Source organism: Bradyrhizobium sp. 26S5 (assembly GCF_036923295.1).
Taxonomy (GTDB): Bacteria; Pseudomonadota; Alphaproteobacteria; order Rhizobiales; family Xanthobacteraceae; genus Bradyrhizobium; species Bradyrhizobium septentrionale.
Map to the genome: position 1 here is coordinate 3,004,446 of NZ_CP145948.1, position 24,048 is coordinate 3,028,493.

General features: G+C 64.5%; 20 protein-coding genes. 17 read left to right on the forward strand and 3 right to left on the reverse strand.

From position 1 onward, the window contains the following. Nucleotides 1-38: 38 nt before the first annotated feature. From V5279_RS13930 to V5279_RS13950, 5 genes are all read left to right on the forward strand, one after another. Nucleotides 39-1,589 (forward strand): WS/DGAT/MGAT family O-acyltransferase, encoded by a 1,551-nt coding sequence (locus tag V5279_RS13930; protein WP_029078082.1) that lies wholly within the window; start codon nt 39-41, stop codon nt 1,587-1,589. Nucleotides 1,590-1,599: 10 nt separating this feature from the next. Next, nucleotides 1,600-2,607 (forward strand): alpha/beta hydrolase, encoded by a 1,008-nt coding sequence (locus tag V5279_RS13935; protein WP_338698162.1) that lies wholly within the window; start codon nt 1,600-1,602, stop codon nt 2,605-2,607. A 123-nt stretch (nt 2,608-2,730) separates the two neighbouring features. Further along, nucleotides 2,731-5,964 carry a bifunctional cytochrome P450/NADPH--P450 reductase gene (locus tag V5279_RS13940; protein WP_338698164.1) on the forward strand — a complete coding sequence of 1,078 codons (3,234 nt, stop codon included), beginning with the start codon at nt 2,731-2,733 and terminating at the stop codon, nt 5,962-5,964. Nucleotides 5,965-6,009: 45 nt separating this feature from the next. Then, entirely contained in the window at nt 6,010-6,684 is a 675-nt protein-coding gene (locus V5279_RS13945; RefSeq protein ID WP_338698167.1) for a spermidine synthase, read from the forward strand. 123 nt (nt 6,685-6,807) lie between these two features. Continuing rightward, nucleotides 6,808-7,695 (forward strand): AraC family transcriptional regulator, encoded by an 888-nt coding sequence (locus V5279_RS13950; RefSeq protein WP_338698169.1) that lies wholly within the window; start codon nt 6,808-6,810, stop codon nt 7,693-7,695. A 245-nt stretch (nt 7,696-7,940) separates the two neighbouring features. Here V5279_RS13950 and V5279_RS13955 read toward each other — a convergent pair whose 3' ends face one another. Beyond that, a complete protein-coding gene (locus V5279_RS13955) occupies nt 7,941-9,380 on the reverse strand; it encodes a DUF1254 domain-containing protein (RefSeq protein WP_338698171.1) in 1,440 nt (479 codons plus the stop codon). Nucleotides 9,381-10,540: 1,160 nt separating this feature from the next. On the opposite strand from V5279_RS13955, the gene V5279_RS13960 reads away from it, so the two are divergent. The 8 genes from V5279_RS13960 to V5279_RS13995 all read left to right on the forward strand — a co-directional run bounded on the left by V5279_RS13960 (nt 10,541) and on the right by V5279_RS13995 (nt 19,335). After that, nucleotides 10,541-11,674 carry a maleylacetate reductase gene (locus tag V5279_RS13960; RefSeq protein ID WP_338698173.1) on the forward strand — a complete coding sequence of 378 codons (1,134 nt, stop codon included), beginning with the start codon at nt 10,541-10,543 and terminating at the stop codon, nt 11,672-11,674. Nucleotides 11,675-11,698: 24 nt separating this feature from the next. Further along, nucleotides 11,699-12,601 (forward strand): intradiol ring-cleavage dioxygenase, encoded by a 903-nt coding sequence (locus tag V5279_RS13965; RefSeq protein WP_338698175.1) that lies wholly within the window; start codon nt 11,699-11,701, stop codon nt 12,599-12,601. A 35-nt stretch (nt 12,602-12,636) separates the two neighbouring features. After that, nucleotides 12,637-14,427 carry an FAD-dependent monooxygenase gene (locus V5279_RS13970; protein ID WP_338698177.1) on the forward strand — a complete coding sequence of 597 codons (1,791 nt, stop codon included), beginning with the start codon at nt 12,637-12,639 and terminating at the stop codon, nt 14,425-14,427. A 141-nt stretch (nt 14,428-14,568) separates the two neighbouring features. Then, nucleotides 14,569-15,870, forward strand: coding sequence for an ABC transporter substrate-binding protein (locus V5279_RS13975; RefSeq protein WP_338701178.1), 1,302 nt, complete (start codon nt 14,569-14,571; stop codon nt 15,868-15,870). 31 nt (nt 15,871-15,901) lie between these two features. Further along, nucleotides 15,902-16,669, forward strand: a complete 768-nt coding sequence (locus V5279_RS13980) for an ABC transporter ATP-binding protein (protein ID WP_338698179.1) — start codon at nt 15,902-15,904, stop codon at nt 16,667-16,669. Next, nucleotides 16,666-17,370 carry an ABC transporter ATP-binding protein gene (locus tag V5279_RS13985; protein WP_338698181.1) on the forward strand — a complete coding sequence of 235 codons (705 nt, stop codon included), beginning with the start codon at nt 16,666-16,668 and terminating at the stop codon, nt 17,368-17,370. The genes V5279_RS13980 and V5279_RS13985 overlap by 4 nt, the downstream gene beginning before the upstream one ends. A 7-nt stretch (nt 17,371-17,377) precedes the next feature. Next, nucleotides 17,378-18,244 carry a branched-chain amino acid ABC transporter permease gene (locus V5279_RS13990; protein ID WP_029078072.1) on the forward strand — a complete coding sequence of 289 codons (867 nt, stop codon included), beginning with the start codon at nt 17,378-17,380 and terminating at the stop codon, nt 18,242-18,244. After that, nucleotides 18,241-19,335 carry a branched-chain amino acid ABC transporter permease gene (locus V5279_RS13995; RefSeq protein ID WP_338698184.1) on the forward strand — a complete coding sequence of 365 codons (1,095 nt, stop codon included), beginning with the start codon at nt 18,241-18,243 and terminating at the stop codon, nt 19,333-19,335. The genes V5279_RS13990 and V5279_RS13995 overlap by 4 nt, the downstream gene beginning before the upstream one ends. Before the next feature lie 88 nt (nt 19,336-19,423). On the opposite strand, the gene V5279_RS14000 is transcribed toward V5279_RS13995, so the two are convergent. Both V5279_RS14000 and V5279_RS14005 read right to left on the reverse strand, forming a co-directional pair. Continuing rightward, nucleotides 19,424-19,819 (reverse strand): nuclear transport factor 2 family protein, encoded by a 396-nt coding sequence (locus tag V5279_RS14000; protein WP_414645947.1) that lies wholly within the window; start codon nt 19,817-19,819, stop codon nt 19,424-19,426. A gap of 267 nt (nt 19,820-20,086) precedes the next feature. Continuing rightward, nucleotides 20,087-21,013 (reverse strand): alpha/beta fold hydrolase, encoded by a 927-nt coding sequence (locus tag V5279_RS14005; RefSeq protein ID WP_414645929.1) that lies wholly within the window; start codon nt 21,011-21,013, stop codon nt 20,087-20,089. 172 nt (nt 21,014-21,185) lie between these two features. Between V5279_RS14005 and V5279_RS14010 the strand changes: the two genes are divergently transcribed. The 4 genes from V5279_RS14010 to V5279_RS14025 all read left to right on the forward strand — a co-directional run bounded on the left by V5279_RS14010 (nt 21,186) and on the right by V5279_RS14025 (nt 23,899). Continuing rightward, nucleotides 21,186-21,569: a hypothetical protein gene (locus tag V5279_RS14010; protein ID WP_029078068.1), complete on the forward strand. Its 384-nt coding sequence runs from the start codon at nt 21,186-21,188 to the stop codon at nt 21,567-21,569. Then, nucleotides 21,566-22,648, forward strand: coding sequence for a PHA/PHB synthase family protein (locus V5279_RS14015; RefSeq protein ID WP_029078067.1), 1,083 nt, complete (start codon nt 21,566-21,568; stop codon nt 22,646-22,648). Before V5279_RS14010 ends, V5279_RS14015 begins: the two co-directional genes overlap by 4 nt. Continuing rightward, nucleotides 22,645-23,241: a GNAT family N-acetyltransferase gene (locus V5279_RS14020; protein WP_338698192.1), complete on the forward strand. Its 597-nt coding sequence runs from the start codon at nt 22,645-22,647 to the stop codon at nt 23,239-23,241. The genes V5279_RS14015 and V5279_RS14020 overlap by 4 nt, the downstream gene beginning before the upstream one ends. Nucleotides 23,242-23,422: 181 nt before the next feature. Continuing rightward, a complete protein-coding gene (locus V5279_RS14025; protein ID WP_338698194.1) occupies nt 23,423-23,899 on the forward strand; it encodes a phasin family protein in 477 nt (158 codons plus the stop codon). The last annotated feature ends 149 nt before the right edge of the window (nt 23,900-24,048 follow it).

Genomic DNA, 24,048 nt, shown 5'->3' on the forward strand with positions numbered 1-24,048 from the left:
CCAAGGCGCCCGCGTCAATTGGCTCTCGGGAGGAGATCATGAGCGACGCCAAGAAGCTGTCCTCGCTGGACGCATCGTTTCTCTATCTGGAAACGCCGGAAATGCCGATGCATGTCGGCAGCATGGCGATCTTCCGCCTGCCCGACGGCTACAAGGGCGACTTCTTCGAGGAGTTCAAGGCGATGATCGCCTCGCGGCTGCACGTTGCGCCGATCCTCAAGGCGCGCCTGCAGAAGGCGCCGCTCGACATCGATCATCCGTCCTGGGTCGAGGACGACCAGTTCGACATCGACCGCCACATCTTCCGCGCCAGCCTGCCGGCGCCGCGCGACCGCGCCACGCTGGAGCGCATCGTCGGCTGGATGCACGCCAAGCTGTTGAACCGCGCCCGCCCGCTCTGGGAGTTCTACGTCTTCGAGGGCATGAAGGACAACGAGATCGGGCTCTATTCCAAGATGCACCATGCCTGCATCGACGGCGGCGCCGGCGCGGCGCTGACCAGCATGATCTACGACCTGACGCCGGTGCCGCGGCAAATCGAGCCGCCGAGCGCGAAAAAGGTCGCTCAGGAGCCGCGCGACATCGCGGCCAATCTGATCGACGCCTATCAGCAGCTCTGGACCCAGCCGTTCGAGGCGGCCGCCGCCGCGCAGAAGAGCCTGGAGCTGCCGCGCTCGGGCAAGAGCGATCTCGGCTCGATCCTGTTCGACAATGCCATGTTCCAGATCGAGAGCGCGGTGAAGTTTGCCGGCTCGATGCCGACCGTGCTCAAGAGCCTGTCCGACGTCGTCGCCAAGGTCGCCGACCCCAGGTCGCGCGAGAGCCTGCAGGCCATGGCCTCGCCGCCGACCATCCTCAACAAGGCGATCTCGTCGGAGCGTAGCTTTGCCGGCACCTCGATCTCGCTGTCGCGCGCCAAGGCGCTGGCGAAGGCGTCGGGCGGCAAGCTCAACGACGTCGTGCTGGCGCTCGCCTCCGGCGTGGTGCGCCGCTATCTGATCGGCCAGGGCGCGCTGCCGAACAAGTCGTTGACGGCCGGCGTTCCGATCTCGCTGCGCGAGGAGGGCAATGCCGAATCCAACAACCAGGTGTTCGGCATGATCTGCTCGATCGCGACCGACGTCGAGGACCCCAAGAAGCGGCTCGAGACCATCATCGCGCAATCCACCAAGTCCAAAGAGATGTCGCATCCGCTGCGCGCCCTCGTGCCGCAGGTCTCCAACATCTCGCTGCTGGGTGCGCCGATCGTGGTGCAGGTCTTGGCGCTGCTCTACAGCCGTTCCGACCTCTCCAACGTGCTGCCGCCGGCGACCAACATCACGGTGTCGAACGTGCCGGGGCCGCGGCAGACGCTCTACGCCGCGGGTGCGGAGCTGCTGCACATCTTCCCGGTTTCGATCTCGACCCATGGCGTGGCGCTCAACATCACGGTGCAGAGCTATCGCGATCAGCTTGATTTCGGCTTCATTGTCGGTGCCAACATCATTCCCCATGTGCAGGTGATGTGCGACATGCTGCCGCTCGAATTCGATGCACTCGAGGCGGCGTTCGCGCCCCCGCCTGCTGACATCAAGGGCGCGGCCGAATAGGAATTTCACAATGATCGAGATGCCACCGCTGCAGTTCGCCGAGACGAACGGCATCCGCATGGGGTTTTACGAATCGGGCCCCAAGACCGACACGCCGCCGGTGGTGCTGTGCCATGGCTGGCCCGAACTGGCGTTCTCCTGGCGCCACCAGATCAAGGCGCTCGGCGAGGCCGGCATCCGGGTGATTGCGCCGGATCAGCGCGGCTACGGCGCGACCGACCGGCCGGAGCCGGTCGAAGCCTACGACATGGAGCACCTGACCGGCGATCTCGTCGGCCTGCTCGACCATCTCAAGATCGACAAGGCGATCTTCGTCGGTCACGACTGGGGCGGCTTTGTTGTCTGGCAGATGCCGCTCAGGCATCCTTCGCGGGTCGCCGGTGTCGTCGGCGTCAACACGCCGCATTGGGACCGTGCGCCGATGGACCCGATCGCGCTGTTCCGCCAGCGCTTCGGCGACCATATGTACATCGTCCAGTTCCAGGATCCGGCGCGCGAGCCCGACCGTATCTTCGGCAGCCGCGTCGAGCAGACTTTCGACGCCTTCATGCGCAAGCCGGTGGCGCGCCCGCCCGGGACGCCGGAGGAACAGCCGATCGCCGGCGTCGGGGCGTCGGCCCGACTTAATCTGGCGTTTCCGCAGATGATCGCGAACTACGACGCCAAGCACGACCCGCGCACGCCGATCCTGTCGGCGGATGAGAAGAAGGTGTTCGTCGATACGTTCTCCAAGACCGGCTTCACCGGCGGCATCAACTGGTATCGCAATTTCACCCGCAATTGGGAACGCTCGGCCGGGCTGGACCATCATGTGCGGGTGCCGTCGCTGATGATCATGGCCGAGAACGACGCGGTGCTGCCGCCGTCGGCCGCCGACGGCATGGAAAAGCTGGTGCCGGACCTCGAAAAGTATCTGGTCCACGACAGCGGCCATTGGACGCAGCAGGAAAAGCCTGACGAAGTCAGCGCCAAGCTGATTGAGTGGCGTAAGCGAAAATTCGGACAGGCGTCATCCTGAGGTGCGCGCCGGCCTCGGCGCGCCTCGAAGGATGAGAGGGACAGGAGCAAGCGGCCATCCTTCGAGACGCGCGCGTTGCGCGCTCCTCAGGATGACGCGCATAGTGAGGGGGCACTTCCGAAGATGGCGTCCGGCAACAGACTGAGTCCGATCCCGCATCCGCCGACGAAACCGGTGGTCGGCAACATGCTGTCGCTGGATTCGACCGCGCCGGTGCAGCATCTGGTCAAGCTCTCCAAGGAGCTCGGGCCGATCTTCTGGCTCGACATGATGGGCGCGCCGATCGTGATCGTCTCCGGCCATGATCTGGTCGACGAGCTCTCCGACGAGAAGCGCTTCGACAAGGCGGTGCGCGGCTCGCTGCGCCGCGTGCGCGCGGTCGGCGGCGACGGGCTGTTCACCGCCGACACCAAGGAGCCGAACTGGAGCAAGGCGCACAACATCCTGATGCAGCCGTTCGGCAACCGCGCCATGCAGTCGTACCACCCGAGCATGGTCGATATCGCCGAGCAGCTGGTCAAGAAATGGGAGCGCCTCAACGCCGACGAGGAGATCGAGGTCGTCCACGACATGACGGCGCTGACCCTCGATACGATCGGGCTCTGCGGCTTCGACTACCGCTTCAATTCGTTCTACCGCCGCGACTACCACCCTTTCGTGGAATCGCTGGTGCGCTCGCTCGAGACCATCATGATGACCCGCGGCCTGCCGCTCGAGGGTCTGTGGATGCAGAAGCGGCGCAAGACGCTCACTGACGACGTCGGCTTCATGAACAAGATGGTCGACGAGATCATCGCGGAGCGGCGCGGCAATGCCGACGTGACCAGCGACAAGAAGGACATGCTGGCCGCGATGATGACCGGCGTCGACCGCGCGACCGGCGAGCAGCTCGACGACGTCAACATCCGCTACCAGATCAACACCTTTCTGATCGCCGGCCACGAGACCACCAGCGGCCTGTTGTCGTGCACGATCTATGCGCTGTTGAAGCATCCCGAGGTGCTGAAGAAAGCCTATGAGGAGGTCGACCGCGTCCTCGGTCCCGACCTCGATGCGAGGCCGACCTATCAGCAGGTGACGCAGCTCACCTACATCACGCAATGCCTGAAGGAGGCGCTGCGGCTGTGGCCGCCGGCGCCGGCCTACGGCATCGCGCCCCTCAGCGACGAGACCATCGGCGGAAAGTACAAATTAAAGAAGAACACCTTCATCACCGTGCTGGTGATGGCGCTGCATCGCGACCCCTCGGTCTGGGGACCGAAACCCGACGTGTTCGATCCGGAGAATTTCAGCCGCGAGGCGGAGGCAAAGCGCCCGATCAACGCCTGGAAGCCGTTCGGCAACGGCCAGCGCGCCTGCATCGGCCGCGGCTTTGCCATGCACGAGGCGGCGCTCGCAATCGGCATGATCCTGCAACGCTTCAAGCTGCTCGACGTGCATCGCTACCAGATGCATCTGAAGGAGACGCTGACCGTCAAGCCCGACGGCTTCAGGATCAAGGTACGGCCGCGCGACGACAAGGATCGCGGCGCGTTCGCCGGCAGCACGGGCGCGGTTGCGGCTGCGCCAAAGGCGCCGCGCGCGCCGACCACGCGCCCCGGCCACAACACGCCGATGCTGGTGCTCTACGGCTCTAACCTCGGCTCCGCCGAGGAGCTGGCGACCCGGATGGCGGATCTGTCCGAGATCAATGGTTTCGCAGTGCGTCTCGGGCCGCTGGACGATTATGTCGGCAAGCTGCCGGAGGAGGGCGGCGTCCTGATCATCTGCGCCTCCTACAATGGCGCGGCGCCCGACAATGCCACGCAATTCGTCAAATGGCTCGAAAACGATCTGCCGAAGGATGCCTTCGCCAAGGTGCGCTATGCGGTGTTCGGCTGCGGCAACAGCGATTGGGCCGCAACCTACCAGTCGGTGCCGCGCTTCATCGACGAGCAATTGACCAGGCATGGCGCGCGCGCCGTCTATCCGCGCGGCGAGGGCGATGCGCGCAGCGATCTCGATGGCCAGTTCCAGAAATGGTTCCCGGAGGCGGCGAAGGTCGCGACCAAGGAATTCGGCATCGACTGGAATTTCACCCGTACCGCCGAGGACGAGCCGCTTTATGCGATCGAGCCGGTGGCGCAGGGCGCGGTCAACACCATCGTGACGCAGGGCGGCGCGGTGCCGATGAAGGTGTTCGCCAACAACGAGTTGCAGAACAAGGAGGGTGCCCATCCGTCGGAGCGCTCGACCCGGCACATCGAGGTCGAACTGCCGGCCAATCTGAAGTATCGCGTCGGCGATCATCTCAGCGTGGTGCCGCGCAACGACCCGACCCTGGTCGATTCCGTGGCGCGCCGGTTCGGCTTCCTGCCGGCCGACCAGATCCGCCTGCAGGTGTCGGAAGGCCGCCGCGCGCAACTGCCGGTCGGCAACGCGGTGTCGGTTGGGCGGCTGCTCACCGAGTTCGTCGAGCTGCAGCAGGTCGCAACCCGCAAGCAGATCCAGATCATGGCGGAGCAAACCCGCTGCCCGGTGACCAAGCCGAAGCTGATGGCCTATATCGGTGACGACGAGGCCTCGGCCGGGCGCTACCGCACCGAGGTGTTGTCCAAGCGCAAATCGGTGTTCGACCTGCTCGAGGAATATCCGGCCTGCGAACTGCCGTTCCACCTCTATCTCGAAATGCTGTCGCTGCTGGCTCCGCGCTACTACTCGATCTCGTCGTCTCCGGCCGGCGAGGCACAGCGCTGCAGCGTCACGGTCGGCGTGGTGGAAGCCCCCGCAAGCTCTGGTCGCGGCATCTACAAAGGCGTGTGCTCGAACTACCTGGCACGCCGGCGCGCCGGCGACACCGTCCACGCCACCATCAAGGAAACCAAGGCGGGCTTCCGCCTGCCCGATGACAACGGCGTGCCGATCATTATGGTCGGGCCGGGGACGGGCTTGGCCCCGTTCCGCGGCTTCCTGCAGGAGCGCGCCGCGCGCAAGGCGCATGGTGCGACGCTGGGCCCTGCGATGCTGTTCTTCGGCTGCCGCCATCCGGAGCAGGATTTCATCTATGGAGATGAGCTGAAGGCGTTCGCAGCCGACGGCGTCAGTGAACTCTACACCGCCTTCTCGCGTACCGATGGGCCGAAGACCTATGTGCAGCATCTCGTCGCTGCGCAGAAGGATCGGGTCTGGGAGCTCATCGAGAAGGGCGCAATCGTCTATGTCTGCGGCGACGGCAGCAAGATGGAGCCCGACGTCAAGGCGACCCTGATGTCGATCTATAGCGAGCGCTCCGGCGCGGACGCGGATGCTGCCGCGCGCTGGATCGAGGAAATGGGCACCAGGAACCGCTACGTGCTCGACGTCTGGGCCGGTGGGTAGCCTGACGTCTTCGGGCAAGGTACTGGCCATGCTACAAGCCGCCGCATGATTCCATGGGAAAAGATCGATACCGCGCGCATTCCCGGCACCGAAGGCGAATTGCGTCTGATGCGGCGCGGCCGCGAATTCTCGATCATGCTCGGCACCAACGAGCTGATGAACAGCCGCCTGTCGGGCTCGGAAGCCGCACTGGCGACGCTTGCTGCGAAGAAGATCGAGAAGATCGTGAAGCCACATTTTCTCATTGGCGGCCTCGGCATGGGCTTTACGCTGCGAGCGGCGCTCGCCGTGCTCGGACCCGAAGCGCAGATCATGGTGGCCGAACTGGTGCCGGCAGTCGTTGCCTGGGCGAGGGGCCCGATGGCGGAGATTTTCGGCGACAGCCTGAACGATCCGCGCGTCAGCATTCAGGAGGTTGACGTTGCCGACGTGATCGAGCGCCATCCGCGTACCTTCGATGCCATTCTCCTCGATGTCGATAACGGCCCCGAAGGCCTGACCCGCAAGGCCAATGACGCGCTGTATGATGTCTCCGGACTCAAGATCGCGCACGCCGCGTTGCGGCGCGGCGGCGTGCTCGCGGTCTGGTCGTCCGGGCCGAATGCCAAATTCCCGAAATCCCTGTTGCGGGCCGGGTTCGCCGTCAACGAAGTTGCCGTGCGCGCCACCGGCCGAGGCCGCGGCGTACGCCACGTGATCTGGATCGCGGTCAAGGAATAGCAGGCGTCGCTATTGCGACGCAGCAAGGCTGCGGGGGCTGCCGTTCGGTTCGATTGTATTGAAAATCGAGGGCTGTTGGGCTTCACTCGACGGCACCGAAGCCTCGAGCCCTTGGTCTGTCGGATGCAGGCGACGTCGAATTTTGGGGTGCAGGAGACGCACGGGATCCTGAACCGCTTCCAGGCCGAATTCCGCGGCTCGAGCGAGGGGCTCGGCTGGTCGTCCGCGTATGCCTCGGTCCAGCGTGAACGGCCGTTTGACGGGCACTTCCATGCCCTTTCCGACAATCTGATGGTGCTGCATCGGGGTGGCCCCGTCGACATCACCTATGTGATGGACGGCAAGTCGGTTGCCCGCCAGATTCCGCGCGGCGGCGTGTTCTTCCTGCCGGCGGGACATGCCTGCAACGTCGTCCTGCGTGAAGCGCTTGAATCCACCCACATCTATCTGCGGTCCGATCTGTTCGCGGGCCGGGATGGGGCGTCCAGCCTGATCGGCGGGCTCGCGCCGATGCTCGGCGATCAGGATGCCGTGCTGGAGCATCTCGCTGCGGCGATCGGCGACACCATCACCAGCAGCCTGCCGGCCTCGTCGCTGTTCGTCGATCCGATCGCCCAGGCGATCGCCAACCGCTTTGTCGCGATCAATTTCCACAAGCCGAGCGTGGAGGCTGGCAAGCACCCGAACCTGCTCAGCAACAGGCAGATGGCGCGCATCCGCGAATTCGTCGACACCAATCTCGATACCGATATCCGGCTCGACCAGCTGGCGGAGCTTTGCGGCCGCAGCACCGAATATTTCGTGCGCCTGTTCAAGGCGACCAGCGGCATTTCACCCTATCAATACGTGCTCAATCTGCGCATCGAGCGCGCCAGGGCGTTGCTCGTCGATGAGACGCAGAGCCTGGCCGACATCGCGCTGGCCTGCGGCTTCTCCCACCAGGAGCATTTTACGCGCATGTTCCGCCGCTTCACCGGCGTGACGCCGGGACGATACCGGCGCAGCCACTAGGCGTGTACTCATAAATTTGGTACGCGCGTGCGGTGATAGCGAGGTCCGGATCGCCCTCGAAAGCAGACGTCGAACGATGCCAAGTGAATGTCCGCTAAGGGCCTTAGCGGACATTGATTGGCCTTCCGCGTTCTCCGGAAAACGGAGTAGGCTACGCCAGCTTTCGGCTATGGACCAGAAGCTAACGCGCGCAGCTTCCCGCCGACCAGAGTCATTTTGTGAGATAGGAAATCCCTACTCGCGGCCTATGAGCCGACCTTGACCACCTGCGGCACCTTCCAGCTTCCGTCGATGATCGAAGGGGCAATGTCCTTGGGCCAGTACATTCGCAGCATCAGGACAAAATCGCCCTTGGGGGCCGGCAGCCAGTTCGACTCCTTGTCAAGACCCGGCGACTCGTTCTGAAAGTAGAGGGTCAGCGAGCCGTCCGGATTGAACTTCGGATTGTCGCGCATGCTAACGGTGAACCTGTTCAGCGGATTGGGAACGAACCACCAGCCCTGGTCGATCATGTACATGGTGAACGACCAGAAGCCGTTGACGGGTGGTGTTGCATCTTTTGCAAACGTCAATGTGTATTTGTTTGCACCGCTCAGCTTCTGTCCTGTCGAGTCCTTCTCGGTATTCGGATAGACCGCATCGCGCTCCTGATTTGCGGGCCAACCGAAGGCCGCTACCACTGCGCGCTTCATGTAATCGGAGGGGCCGTAGGTGCCGAGACCCTTCGTGATCGACCAACCGTTGACGATCCCGCCGAGGTTCTCCTTGTTGGCTTCGATTTTTTTAAGAGCGATATTGGGGATGTCTTTCAGCGCTGCTTGTACTGCCGGATCGAGCTTGCTCATCTCGAACGGCTTGCCGGGCACGATGCCGATCTTCGCCATGCTTGCGAGCATCGGTGTATCTGCCGCGGCTGCAGGTGCCGTCGAAGCCATGAGCTTGGCCATCAGATTGAAGTACCCCTCCGTTCCCATGGCGAGAATGACCGTCTGCGGCTTGTCGGTCATGCTGAAGCCCGGATTGGGATTCACCGGGGGCGTGACCGGCGTGTATGGCTTGCCCCACGCCAAAAGCGGCGTGATCTTGTATTGTGCCTGCAGCGCGTTGACGGCCTTGTAGTCAGCCTCCGTGCCGTCCGCATAGGTGCGACCGAGAATGACCATGTTGCGCGTCGCCATCGGGAAATGTTTCATGTCCGCTGGCACTTCGCCCTTCCAGCCCGGGCCGGTGAAGAGGTAGTTGGTGGCCTTGCCGCTGGCCGTCCGCTTGCTCGGTGAGTGCTCGGAATCCGACATCCACAGATCAGTGATCTCAAAGAGATAGAAGCGATCGCCCATATCCGGATGACTGAATACCTGCGGCTCGGTAAGGTCGAGCCAGGCAACGGAATACAGCGTATCGGCATTGGGCGCGGAAACGCCGCGATAATCCGCAGGCGGATAGCGGGGAACGTTGACGAACTGACCGGTGGGACTGTTGAACCCCTCGACCTTGGGCACGTTGCTCATCTGCACGCGGGTTACTTCAGTCGTAATCAACGAATAACCGTAGACATAAGCATCGACGGCAATCTGCTGGGCATCCGCGGGCGATAGGGATTGCGCGTTTGCCGGTACAGCCGCTGTGAAGCACGTCGATACGGCAAGGGTGATGGCGAGAAGAGAACGTCGATTAATTGCGTTCATAAAATCTACCTCTTTGCTTTTTGTCCGATGCGAAGGTCGGTGGCGGTAATCGGCTCCGCTGACAGCCTGAAGCAAATTCATTCGAACAACAGCGCCGATGAAAGCCCATTGATTCAGATCAACGACGTCCGGTTTGGGTCAAAGCGCCGGTTTTCCCCTTTGGCGTTGACTTCCGATCTCCCCCTAATCAACGGACATTCTCGTGGCCGGGTCGGCACGTCTCAAACGGGCCAACAGCGGAAGTCGTACTGATCCGTTAGTTCATCAAACAAGCTTAGAGAGCACGATCTCGTTCCGCCTGATCGAAGGGTGATCCGCCGCTAATGCCTTTGGTGAAGCTGTCGGGAAAATGCAAGCCCGCCGGCGCATCCTGCAAGGCCCCCTATGACAAAGACGGAAATCCATGACCTGAAGTACAAGTTGCCGGCTGGTCCGGTCGACGATAGCCCGAGCCAGATTAGCGTACCAACCACGAAACCAACGACACCGAACGCCCAATGATTAGCAGTCCGAATAGTATTCAGGAACGGATATGCGCAGGCGCCCATAACCAAGCTTACAGGAACGGCAATAGCGAAGCTGAAAAGTAGCGCGAGCACAAAGGTAGTCGCCCCGCCCACCACGACGCCCGGCAGGTCCGCAACTTTTGTGTGCCCTTCGGCGACCTCGTATATCCCGAACGCCAAGTTAGCGAGGGTGAACAGGGTAGCCAACGATGCCGCGCCGACCGCTGACGCTGACCACGCCGCAAGCATCATTGCTCGCACACTACTCGTCATGATCGAACCTCGCAGCGACGGTTTTACATCACATGGCTGTTCTACTTTAGAGCGTCGATATTTACGGACTATTGCTGAGGTCGAGATAGACCAATCGATGACAATGTCCGTTCTGGGTCACAAGGCAACATCCTTGCGGTCGGGCCGCCCTCCGCTTTACCTCTCGAAAGCGGACATCCCGGATTAATGAGTACGCGCCCTAGCTCCCGGCGATTGGCGACTGGGTCAGGCGCGGGCGCACAGCCGGCCCCCTCTCGACGGATGATTTTTCCGGTTTTGTGCAGATTTTCTCCGGTTTCATGCAGGCCCGCCGCGGCCGCCCGCCGCTAGCATTCTCCCAACAAGACGAGATCGCCGGTTCGCCGGCCCGGGAGGAATGCCATGAGCGTCGCAATGCCCGATGCCGGAGGCGCATCCATTGCGCCCGTTGCGGCGGCCGGTGATGCCGGCCGGGATACCTTTGCCTATTGCTCGCAGCAATATCGTGTGGTGTTCGGCGCCGGCACGTCGGCGCGGCTTGGCGAGGAAACGGAGCGCCTTGGCATCAAGCGGGCGCTGGTGCTCACCACAAGCGAGCAGCAGGATCTCGGACGTCAGTTGGGTGCCGGCCTCGGTGACAAGCTGGCCGGCCTGTTCGCCGGCGCGCGCATGCATACGCCGGTCGAGGTCACCAACGAAGCGCTTGGCATCGTCGAATCCCATGACATCGACGGGCTGGTCGCAATCGGCGGCGGTTCGACGGTCGGGCTCGGAAAGGCGCTGTCGCTGCGCACCGGGCTGCCGCACATCGCGATGCCGACCACCTATGCCGGCTCGGAGATGACGCCGATCCTTGGTGAAACCACCAACGGCATCAAGACCACACAGCATTCCCAGGATCTGGTGCCAGACACCGTCATCTACGACGTGGATCTCACCGTTAGCCTGCCGCCGCACATCTCCGCCGCCAGCGGCTTGAACGCGATTGCCCACGCGGTCGAGGCGCTTTATGCGCCCGACGCCAATCCGCTGACCTCGCTGATGGCGGAGGAAGGCATCGCCGCGCTCGCCCGTGCGCTGCCGCGCATCATGACTGCGCCCGCCGATCCCGGCGCGCGGCGCGATGCGCTCTACGGCGCCTGGCTGTGCGGCGTCTGCCTCGGCGCGGTCGGGATGTCGCTGCATCACAAGCTCTGCCACGTGCTGGGCGGCATGTTCGACCTGCCGCACGCCGAAACCCATTCGATCGTGCTGCCCCACGCCGCCGCCTACAACGCCGCCGCCGCGCCGGAGGCGATGACCCGCGTCGCGCGAGCGCTGCACAGCGTCAATGCACCGCAGGGCCTGTTTGACCTTGCCCGGCAGCTCGCGCTGCCGCGCGCGCTCTCCGACATCGGGATGCCCGAGGGCGGCATCGCTCGCGCCGCGGAGATGGCGGTGCGCAACCCCTATGCCAACCCCAGACCAGTCGATCGCGCCCCGATCGAGCAACTGATCGCGGCAGCCTGGTGCGGCGACGCGCCCGTGCAGCACTGACCTTCATCAGATCAAGGAAACACGATGGCCAATTTCAACGAGCATGATCTCACCGACGAGGTGCTTCGCAGCTTCGCCAACACGCCGAACAAGCGGCTCAAGTTCATCATCGAGGAGACGGTCAAGTCGCTGCACGATCTGGTGCGCCGCACCGAACTCACCTTCGAGGAATGGAATCAGGCAATCGAGTTCCTGACCCGCACCGGCCAGACCTGCACGCCGCTGCGCCAGGAGTTCATCCTGCTCTCCGACGTGCTCGGCGTTTCGATGCTGGTCGACGCCGTCAATCACCGCGAGCGCGAAGGCGCGACCGAGACCACGGTGCTTGGCCCGTTCTATGTCGGCGAGCACCGCGTCACGCCGCACGGCGCCAACATCTCCGAAGGCATCGACGGCGAAGTGATGTTCGTGCTGAGCCGCGTCACCGACCTCGCCGGCAAGCCGCTCGCCGATGCCGAGATCGATGTCTGGCACGCCGACGATGACGGCTTCTACGATTCGCAGAAGGCCGATTACGCGACCCACGGCCCATCGCTGCGCGCGCGCTTCGTCACCGATGCCGACGGCCGTTTCTCGTTCCGCACCATCCTGCCGTGCAGCTATCCGATCCCGACCGATGGCCCGGTCGGCGATCTCATCACCGCCACGCAGCGTCATCCGATGCGGCCCGCGCACGTCCACTTCCTGGTCAAGGCCGAGGGCTACGAGCCGCTGATTACCCACGTCTTCCTCGATGGCGACCAATATCTGCGCAGCGACGTGGTGTTCGGCGTCAAGGACGAGCTCATCGCGCGCGTCGAGCCCCGCAGCGAACCGGCGTTGCCGAATGGCGACCGCGTGTCCGCACCGTGGCACCTGATGACCTACGACTTCCAGATGAGGCCCGGAGCTGGGCTGGTGCCGAAGCCGATGATGGCCGCGGAATGACGATCGCAACCAACAAGACGACCAGGGAGAGCAACATGACCAGCAAACCGATCGAGACCGACGTGCTTGTCGTCGGCAGCGGCCCGGCCGGCGCGACGGCGGCGGCGCTGCTCGGCATGTACGGCGTCAAGCACATCATGGTGACCAAATACGGTTGGCTGGCCGATACCCCGCGCGCCCACATCACCAACCAGCGTGCGATGGAGGTGCTGCGCGATCTCGGTCTCGAGGACAAGGCGGTCGCGCAGGCGGTGCCACAGCATCTGATGGCCAACAACGTGTTCTGCGAGAGCCTCGCCGGCGAGGAGTTCGGCCGACTCTATTCCTGGGGCAATCATCCCTCGCGCAAGGCGGATTACGATCTCGCCAGCCCGACCCGGATCTGCGACCTGCCGCAGAATTTCCTCGAGCCGATCCTGATCGAGGCCGCCGGCCAGCGCGGCACCTCGCTGTGCTTCAACACCGAGTTCGTCGACCTGGTGCAGGATGCCGACGGTGTGACCGCGACGGTGAAGGATCGGCTATCCGGCGAGACCTACCAGATCCGCGCCAAATATCTGATCGGCGCCGATGGCGGCCGCAGCCGCGTCGCTGAGGTGATCGGGCTGCCGATGGAGGGCCAGATGGGCCGCGCCGGCAGCATGAACATCATCGTGCAGGCAGATCTGAGCAAGTACGTCGCGCACCGGCCGAGCGTGCTGTACTGGGTGCTGCAGCCCGGCGCCGAGATCGGCGGAATCGGCGCCGGCCTGATCCGCATGGTGCGGCCGTGGAACGAATGGCTGATCATCTGGGGCTACGACATCGAGCAGGGCGAGCGCAAGCTCAGCAATGACGAGGCGATCTCGATCGTGCGCAATCTCGTCGGCGACGAGACGCTCGAGGTCAAGGTGACCTCGACCTCGACCTGGACCGTGAACGAGATGTATGCCGGCCACTACACGTCCGGTCGCGTGTTCTGCGTCGGCGATGCCGTGCACCGGCATCCGCCGACCAACGGGCTCGGCTCCAACACCTCGATCCAGGATGCCTACAATCTCTGCTGGAAGCTCAAGCTGGTGCTGGAGGGTCACGCCGCGCCATCGTTGCTCGAGACCTATTCGGCCGAGCGCCAGCCGGTCGGCAAGCAGATCGTGACCCGCGCCAACAAGAGCATCGGCGACTTCCCGCCGATCTTCGAGGCGGTGGGGCTGGTCGCCTCGACCGATCCGGCCGAAGCGCGCAAGGCGATCGCCGCGCGCAAGGCCCCGACCGCCGAGGGCAAAGCGCGCCGCAAGAAGCTCTATGAGGCCATCGCCAACAAGAGCTACGAGTTCAACTGCCACGGCGTCGAGATGAACCAGCGTTACGGGTCGACCGCCGTGGTGTCCGACGGCACGCCGATGCCGGCCTTCACTCGCGATCACGAACTCTATTATCAGGCCACCACGTGGCCCGGCGCGCATTTGCCGCATGTCTGGATCGAGCATCAGGGCCAGCGCAAGTCGACGCTCGATCTCGCCGGCAAGGGCCGCTTCACGCTGCTCACCGGGATCGGCGGCGACGGCTGGAAGACGGCCGCTGCCGCGGTCGAGAAGGCCTACGGCCTGCCGGTCGATGTCGTCACCATCGGCCCGCAGGGCTGCGACGCACTCGACATCTATGCGGACTGGTATCGCCAGAGCGAGGTCGACGAGGACGGCTGCGTGCTGGTGCGTCCCGACACGTATGTCGCCTGGCGCGCCAGGGAGGCGGCGGCTGACGCCTCCGATGTGCTGCTCGACGTGTTCGGCCAGATCCTTGGCCGCAGCGCGAAGGCGCAGACGAAGTCCATCGCCGCCGCGTGATGCGGCGCGACGCCGGTAATTTCTCAGAACGGAATGAACGGCAGCCGGTGTGAAAACCGGCTCGCCTCAAGGGAGGGGAAAATGACCAAGGACCATTTGAGCGCCAAGGACCACTTGAACGCCAAGGATCACTTGAACGTAATGTCTTTCGATCGCCGCCGCGTGCTGCAGGGCATCGCCGGTGGTTTCGCGGCCGCAGGTACGACGACATTGTTTGCGCCGGCGGTGCGGGCGGCCAACAAGCCGATCAAGATCGGCTATGTCTCGCCGAAGAGCGGTCCATTGGCCGCGTTCGCCGAAGCCGACGATTTCGTGCTCGGCGAGTTCAGAAAGTTCATCAAGGATGGCGTCAAGGTCGGATCGCAGACCTACTCGGTCGAGGTGGTGACCAAGGACAGCCAGTCGAATCCGAACCGCGCCGCAGAGGTCGCCAAGGAGCTGATCACCCGCGACAATGTCAGCCTGATCGTGGTCGGCGCCACGCCCGAAACCAATAATCCAGTGGCGACGCAGTGCGAGCTCGAGCAGGTGCCGTGCATCTCTTCCGTCGCGCCGTGGCAGACCAACTTCATCGGCCGGCAGGCCAATCCGGGCGATCCCAAGAGCTGGAAGCCGTTCGAATACACCTTCCACTATTTCTGGGGGCTCGAGGACGTGATCGGCGTCTTCACCAGCATGTGGAGTCAGGTCGCGACCAACAAATCGGTCGGCGCGCTGTTCCCCAACGATGCCGACGGCAACGCTTGGGGCGACACCACGATCGGCTTCCCGCCTGTGATGGCCAAGCAGGGTTTCAAGCTCACCGATCCCGGCCGCTTCCAGAATCTGACCGACGATTTCAGCTCGCAGATCGCCGCGTTCCGCGGTGCCGATGCCGAGATCATCACCGGCGTGATCATCCCGCCCGACTTCACCACGTTCTGGAACCAGGCGCGGCAGAAGGGGCTGAAGCCGAAGGTCGTGTCGGTGGCCAAGGCGCTGCTGTTCCCCGCGTCGGTGCAGGCGCTGGGCAAGGGCGGCAACAATATCTCCACCGAGGTGTGGTGGACGCCGACGCATCCCTACAAATCGAGCCTCAGCGGCGTCAGCGCGGCCGACCTCGCCAAGGGATATGAGCAGGCGTCGGGCAAGCAATGGACCCAGCCGATCGGCTTCGTGCATTCGCTGTTCGAGGTCGCGATCGACGCGATCAAGCGCTCCGGCGACCCGGCCGACGGCGCGGCGCTCGCGAAGGCCATCGGCGCCACCAAGCTCGATACGATCGTGGGCCAGGTCGCGTTCGGCTCCAGCGCGGTGCCGCCGTTCGCGGCGAAGAACATCGCCAAGACACCACTGGTCGGCGGCCAGTGGCGGCTCAATGGCGACAAGTACAACATGGTGATCACGGACAACAGGCTGGCGCCGCAGATTCCGCTTGGCGGCGACATGCAGGCGCTGAGCTAGCGCGAGCCAGCTGCTTCATCGAAGGCAGGAGATGCGCGGCAGTGCTGCGCATCTCCTCTCCGCCGAAACCATACAGTGGGCGACCATGCTCGAACTCCATGCCATCTCGAAAAGGTTCGGCGCCATCGTCGTTGCCGACGCGATCGACCTGACGCTTGTGTCCGGCGAGGCGCTGGGTGTGATCGGGCCGAACGGCGCCGGCAAGTCGTCGCTGTTCAATTTGATCACCGGGCTGCTGCGGCCCGATGCCGGCCGCATCGTCCTCGATGGCGTCGACATCACGGGTCTCTCGCCCGAGGCGCGCTGTCGCGCTGGCATAGGGCGCTCGTTCCAGATCCCGCAACCGTTCGACCATCTCTCGGTGTTTGAGAATCTTGCGGTCGCCGCGTTGTTTGGCGGCGGCCTGTCGGAGGCGGATGCGGTCCAGCATTGCGGCCGCATGCTCGATCTGACCGGCCTCGAGGCCAAGGCCAACCGGCTTGCCGGCAGCCTGCCGCTGCTCGATCGCAAGCGGCTCGAACTGGCGCGGGCGCTCGCTACCCGACCGCGCACGCTGCTGCTCGACGAGATCGCGGGCGGGCTCACCGATGCCGAATGCCACGAACTGGTCGAGACCATCCGCACCATCCACGCCGAAGGCGTCGCCATCATCTGGATCGAGCACGTGGTGCACGCGCTGCTCGCGGTGGTGCAGCGGCTGGTTGTCTTGAACTTCGGCAAGGTCGTCGCCGAGGGCGTGCCGGTCGAGGTGATGCGCTCGCGCGAGGTCGAGACCATCTATATGGGCGTGCCGGCATGACCGCGCTGCTCAACGTCACCGCGCTCGATGCCTTCTACGGCGACTTCCAGGCGCTGTTCGGCATCGACTTCGAACTGCAAGAGGGCGAGGCGGTCGCGGTGATCGGCGCCAACGGCGCCGGCAAGTCGACCATGCTGAAGTCGCTGGCCGGGCTCGTGAAGAGCCGCCCGGATTCCATCCGCCTGAGTGGGCGGGCGATCGGCGATGCGTCGGCCGCGCGCATCGTGCGGCTCGGTCTCGCGCTGGTCCCTGAGGGGCGCCAGCTCTTTCCCTCGCTCAGCGTCGAGGAGAACCTTCTGATCGGCGCCTACGGCGGCGAGCGCACCGCGCCGTGGGATCTCGCCGCGGTCTACCGCATGTTCCCGGTGCTGAAGGAGCGACGGCGCGGCGCCGTGACTGCGCTGTCGGGCGGCCAGCAGCAGATGGTGGCGATCGGCCGTGCGCTGATGTCCAACCCGTCGGTCCTGCTGTGCGACGAGATCAGCCTCGGCCTCGCGCCGATCGTAGTGGAGGACATTTACCGCATGCTGCCGCAGATCCGCGCCGGCGGCACCGCGGTCGTGCTGGTCGAGCAGGACATTGCCCGCGCGCTGCGGGCGGCGGATCGCTTCTACTGTCTGCAGGAGGGACGGGTGACGCTGAGCGGACGGCCAAAGGATGTGGGTCAGGACACGATCCGCGCGGCCTATTTCGGAACGTGAGGGAGCGATGAGCGGGTTCGACACCATCATCGAAGGCGTGCTGCTCGGCGGCGTCTATGCGCTGTTCGCGCTCGGCCTGTCGCTGATCTTCGGCATCATGCGCCTTGTCAATCTGGCGCATGGCGATCTAATCCTGCTTGCGGCCTATCTGGTGCTCAGCGCCACCACCGCGCTCGGCCTGCCGCTTGCGGCGGCATCCCTGCTGGTCGTCGTGGCGATGTTCGCGCTCGGCTTCGTGCTGCAGCGGCTCGTGCTGGAGCGGGTGCTCGGCGACGACATCCTGCCGCCGCTGCTCGTCACCTTCGGCCTGTCGATCGTGATCCAGAACGGGCTGCTGCTCGGCTACGGCGCCGACAGCCGCCGGCTGCAGGCAGGAGCCTTCGAATCCTCATCGGTGACGCTGGCCCCGGGCCTGAGCGTCGGACTGGCGCCGCTGACCGCGCTGGTGACGGCGATCGCCGCCGTCGCGCTGCTGCAGCTGATCTTCTATCGCACCTCGCTCGGCCGCGCCTTCCGCGCCACCGCCGACAATCCCGCGATCGCGCAATTGATGGGCGTCAATGAGCGCAATGTCTACGCCATCGCGGTGGGACTATCGCTCGCGGTGTCGGTGATCGCCGCGATCGTGTTCGGCATCCGCGCCAGCTTCGATCCGTCGATCGGTCCGGCGCGGCTGCTCTACGCGTTCGAGGCGGTGATCATCGGCGGCCTCGGCAGCCTGTGGGGGACGCTGGCAGGCGGCATCGTGCTCGGGCTCGCCCAGGCGATCGGGGCGCGGATCAATCCGGAATGGCAGATACTGGCCGGCCATCTCGCCTTCCTAGCCGTGCTGATGGTGCGGCCGCGCGGTCTGTTCCCGGCGAGGCGGACATGAGCGTGGAAAGCATCCGTATCCCGGCAAGCCGCGAGGAGCGCCCGGCGGATGCGCCGGTGTGGCAGGTTCGGGTCGGCACACGGCTGTCGCGCATTGCGGCTGTGGCCGGCATCGCGCTGGTCGTGGTGCTGGCCGCGCTGCCTGCGATCGCATCGCGCAACCTGATCCAGGACCTGATCTTCGTCTTCACCATGCTGACGCTGGCGCAGCTCTGGAACGTGCTGGCCGGGTGGGGCGGGCTGGTGTCGGTCGGGCAGCAGGCGTTTGTCGGGCTCGGCGCCTATGCGCTGTTTGCCGGCATCGTGATGGCCGGCCTCGATCCCGTTGCGGCGATCCCGCTGGCTGGTCTGTTCGCGGCGCTGGTCGCGGCGGTGCTCGGGCCGCTGCTGTTCCGGCTGGAAGGGCCATACTTCGCGATCGGCAGCTGGGTTGCCGCCGAAGCGCTGCGGCTGATCTGCGCGCAGTTCAAGTCGCTCGGCGGGGGCACCGGGATGTCGATCTCGCCCAGCGAGCTGTCGCAGATCGTCGGGCTAAAGGCGGTGCAGGCGCTGCTCGGTTTGCGCCCTGCGGCGGCGCGCGACGTGCTGGTCTACTGGCTTGCGCTGCTAATCGCCGTGCTGGTGACGCTCGGCATCTACGCCTTCATGCGCTCGCGGCTTGGCCTCGCGCTGGCGGCAAGCCGCGACAATGCGGCGGCGGCGCGCAGCGTCGGCGTCCGCACCGCGCGGATCCGCCAGGTGCTGTGGATCGCGGTTGCGTTCGCGACCGGCATGGTCGGCGCGCTGGTCTATCTGCAGAAGGCGCGGATATCGCCCGACGCCGCGTTCAGCGTCACCGACTGGACCGCGTACGTGATCTTCATCGTCGTGATCGGGGGCGTACGCACCATCGAAGGCCCGATGGTCGGTGTGCTCCTGCTCTGGGGGCTCCTGACCTATCTCGCCCAGTATGGCAGTCTGTATCTGGTCGTGCTGGGGACGCTCGCCATCCTGATCATGCTGTTCATGCCGAGGGGTGTGTGGGGCGAGGCCGCCCGGCGCTGGCAGCTGCAGCTGTTCCCGACGCAGCGCTGGCTTGGTCGCAGCCGGTAGCGACGTTCAATATCGTCATGCCCGGCGCATAGGCGAGCGGAAGCGACGCCGTCCTTCGGACGGCTAAGGCCGGGCATGACGGAAATTCTCAGAACATCGTGTTGTTGTTGGCGGGAGTCTCCGGGATCGGCTGCACCACGTCCCAATGCTCGACGATCTTGCCGTCCTCGAGCTTGAAGATGTCGATGATCGCATTGCCGCGCGTGCCGGGCTCGCGCACGGCATGGACGTGCAGGATCACGTAGTCGCCGTCGACGAACGAACGCTTGATCTCGCTGTGCGAGTTGGGAAACTTCTCGCGCAGGAAGCCGATGAACTTGCGGAAGCCGTCGGGGCCGTCGGCAGCGCCGGGATTGTGCTGCACATAGCGGTTGCCGACATAGGCGAGCGCCGCGTCGGCGTCCTTCTGGTTCAGCCCCTTCTCGTAGAAGGCCAGCACCGCCTTGCGGTTGGCTTCCTGCTGCGCTTCGCTGGTGGCGGCCATCGCGGTGGATGACGCGAGCGCGAGGAGGAGAGCGGCGACCGCTGTCCGCGGCCGGAGGATGGTGTTCATCTGGGGACTCCCGAGGCTGATGGCGCGCGACCCGCACGCTGCACTGCGTTCTCTACAGCCTCTACGCGGCGCCCGGAAGAACGCACCCCTGGCTCACATGGTTACCGGGAGATACCAGAGCCCTTTCCGTTCCGATTGAATCGGAACGGGGCTTTGTCACGCGAACCGGTATCCACTTCGCTCGAAAACGCTCCGGCCTCACGCGGCCTTGGCCGCCGCGCCATGCGCGTGCTTGTCGATGGCGTCGATGATCTGCGGCCACATCGGGATCGGCAGCGCATGGCCCATGCCCTCGACCATCACGAGCTTTGCGCCCGGGATCGAGACCGCAGTGTCCTTGCCGCCTTCGGGATGCACCAGCGGATCGACGGTGCCGTGGATCACCAGCGTCGGCGCCTTGACGCCGCGCAGCCGTTCCTTGCGGCTGCCGGAGGCGAGGATGGCGCGCAGCTGGCGGCCGACGCCTTCCGGATTGAGGCCGCGCTCAAAGGTGCGCCGCGCGCGCTCGGGGTCGAGCGCCTCATCCTCGGGGAACGAGCCGTTGCGCAGCACCTTCCAGGTCTGACCGAAGCGCGCGAAGTATTCCTCCTTGCTCTTAGGCGGCGGCGCCATCAGCACCGCGGTCGCCTCGCGGGTCGGCCCAGGTATCTTCGGGTTGCCCGTAGTCGACATAATCGAGGTCAGCGAGCGCACGCGCTCGGGGAAGGTGATCGCAACCTCCTGCGCGATCATGCCGCCCATTGAGGCGCCGACCAGATGCGCGGTGCGGATGCCGAGTGCGTCCATCAAGCCGACGGTGTCCCGCGCCATGTCGATCAGCCGGTAGGGCGCTGCGACCGGGATTTTCAGGAAACGCAGCTTGAGCAGTTCGAGCGCGGACAGCCGCTTGCCGCCGCTCAGGCGGGAGGACTTGCCGATATCCCTGTTGTCGAATCGGATCACGCGAAAGCCGCGCGCGGCGAGCTGGCGGCAGAATTCGTCGTCCCAATGGATCATCTGGGCGCCGAGCCCCATGATCAGCAGCAGCGGCTCGGCATTCGCATCGCCAAAAATCTCGTAGCAGATGTCGATGCCATTGGCGCGGGCGAGCTGCGGCGGCTGATGGGCGAGCGTGGTCACGGGCATCCCCTGCTGGTATCGCGGTCAGGAACCTCTATGCCACGCTTTGATGCGGCGCAGAAGGGCTTCGACGCCGTGGGTCGTGCCGTGCTGTTGACCGATCCACGGCAACAGTGTCGTATGGCGGAAACAAGCGGAAGCGCGGCAAGCGCTCGGATTTGGTGTGGAGGAGCGCCGCATGGCCGACAAGGGCAACGACCCTGCCGTGATCTGGCAGACGATGATGGGTGAGATGGAGAAGGGGTTCAACTCCTTCGGCAACCAGTTAATGGCATCGCCGGAATTCTCCAAGTTGATGAATCAGGCCGGCGGTGCCGCGGCGGGCGCGCAGCGGCAGCTCGGCGAGCTGATGGAGAAGTATCTTCTGGCGATGAACCTGCCGAGCCGCGCCCAGCTCGTCGGCATGGCCGAGCGCCTGCAGTCGATGGAGAACCAGCTCAACGAGATCAAGACGCTGCTGCAGCAGGTGCACCACAATTCGCTGGCGCCGGGGGATGGCTTCGGCGCAACGCCACGGCCGCCGCGCACCAAACGCCCGCCATCCGAGGGAGAGCCCAAATGAACGCTTCCACGGGGTTTGACGTCGCCTCGATCGCGGAGCGGGTGCAGTCCGAGGTGCAGCGTGCGATCCAGCGCAGCATCAAGGGCGTCGAGTACATCTCGAGCTCCGGTCCCGCGCTCGGCTCGACGCCGAAGGACGTGCTGTATTCGCGCGGCACGATGAATCTCTATCACTACCGGCCGATGGCGAGCGAAGTCTATCGCGTGCCGATCCTGATCGTGATGGCGACCACCAACCGCGGCTACATCCTCGATCTGGTGCCGGGCCAAAGCTTCGTCGAATTCATGCTCAAGCGCGGCTACGACGTCTACATGCTGGACTGGACCGCGCCGAAGCCGGAGGAGAAAACGCTGAGCATGGAGGACTACGTCCTGGATTTCATCCCGGAGTCGGTCCGCCGCGTGCAGCAGGACTCCGGCGAGCAGGACGTCTCGGTGATCGGCTATTGCTTCGGCGGCGTGCTGTCGCTCCTCTACGGCTCGATCTTCAACGACGGGCCGATGAAGAACCTGATCTGCTTCACCACGCCGATCGATTTCCGCGAGATGAAGCTGTTCCAGAATTTCTCCGACCGTCGATATTTCGACGTCGACAAGCTGGTCGACAGCGTCGGCAACGTGCCGGGCGACATGATCATGACGTCGTTCGATATGCTGCGGCCGGCGTCGCGCGTATTCAGCCAGGTGCAGTTGTGGGACAACATCTGGAACGACGAGTACGTCAAGGGCTACCGGATGATGGATCGCTGGGGCACGGACACCCTGCCGCTGGCCGGCGAGTATTTTCGCCAGACCGTCAAGAACCTGATGTGGGACAACAAGCTCTACAACGACAGCATGACGGTCGGTGGCCGCGAGGCGAAGCTTGCCAACATCAAGGTGCCGATCCTGCACGCGGTCGCCGAGCACGACCACATCGTGCCGTATGACGCGGCAAAGCACCTCATCCCCAAGATCGGCTCCGAGGACAAGGAGGAGGTGATGCTGAAAGGCGGTCACGTCTCGCTGGTCGCCGGCGCCAATGCAATCAAGCGGCTGTGGCCGAAACTGGACTCCTGGTTGGGCAAGAGATCGACATGACCGAACAACGTTCCTATCCGCGCCACGTCAAGACCGAGGCCGGCGACATCGAGTTCCGCCTGATGGCGAGGGCCGACGAGGCCGCGGTGCTGGCCTTCGCGCAAAAGCTGCCGACGCACGACTTGCTGTTCCTGCCGCGCAACATCAGCCAGCCGAAGGTGCTGTCGGCCTGGGTCAACGAGATCGATCGCGGCGACATCACGAGCCTGCTCGCGATCAAGGACGGCAAGGTGGTCGGCTGCGGCACGCTGGTGCGCGATCCGCACTCCTGGTCGCCGCATGTCGGCGAGATCCGCATGGTGGTGTCGCTCGATGTCCGTGGGCAGGGGGTCGGCCGGGCGCTGTCGCAAGAGACCTTCGCCATCGCGCTCGGCGCCGGCTTAGAGAAGTTCTCGGTGCAGATGACAGTCGACCAGCGGGCGGCGATCGCGCTGTTCGAGAGCCTCGGCTTCAAGGCGGAGGCACTGCTGCGCGACCATGTCCGCGATGTCGAGGGCAAGACCCACGACATCGTCGTGCTTGGGCACAATGTGGCGCAGGTCCGGGCCCAGATGGAGGCTTATGGGCTGCCCGGCGCAGTTGGGGGTGGCTAAATACCTCAATCTGCCGGTTCCACAGGCAGTTTGCCCGATATTTACGCTGCTCACGCGTTCGTGATATCGCGATGCAACATCTATGTTGCGGCGCACCATGGGATGTGTCATAACACTTTTGCCCCGGGCCAATCCGGACGGGGTGAGCCCATAGCTCAAACCTGAGGATGGAGAGACCCCAATGACCACCGAAACCAATTCCGTGCTGAACAGCGTCAAGGAAGCCTTCGCGCCCGTCACCGAGGCGTTCACCAAGCTCCAGAACCTGGAAGTTCCGGAAGCCGCCCGTGAGTTCGTGAAGAAGCAGGCCGAGGCCGCCAAGACCCGTGCCGCCGACGCGTATGCCGGCTCCGAGAAGGTGACCAACGTGATCGAGACCGCTGTTGCCGGTTCGGTGACCGAAGCCGCCAAGATCAGCCGCAACATCCAGCAGGCGCTCTACCAGGACGCCGAGGCGTTCTTCGCCGGCATCGACAAGCTCGCGTCGGCCAAGTCGCTGAGCGAAGCCGCCCAGATCCAGTCGGACATGGTCCGTGCGCGTGGCGAACTGTTCGTCTCGCGGGCGAAGGCCACGTCAGAGTATCTCGGCAAGCTCGTCACCGACGGTGCGAAGACCGCGCAGGACAACTTCGCCAAGGTCTACAGCAAGACCGCCTGATCGCGCTTGCACCGACCACTGCCCTTTTCGAAGGCCCGCCATTTTGCGGGCCTTCTTTTTTGCCCCCTCCGACGTCATCCTTGCGCAACGGCTTTGCCGTTGTCGCTGGAGGTGCGAGCGGAGCGAGCCTCGAAGGATGGGAGCTAGCG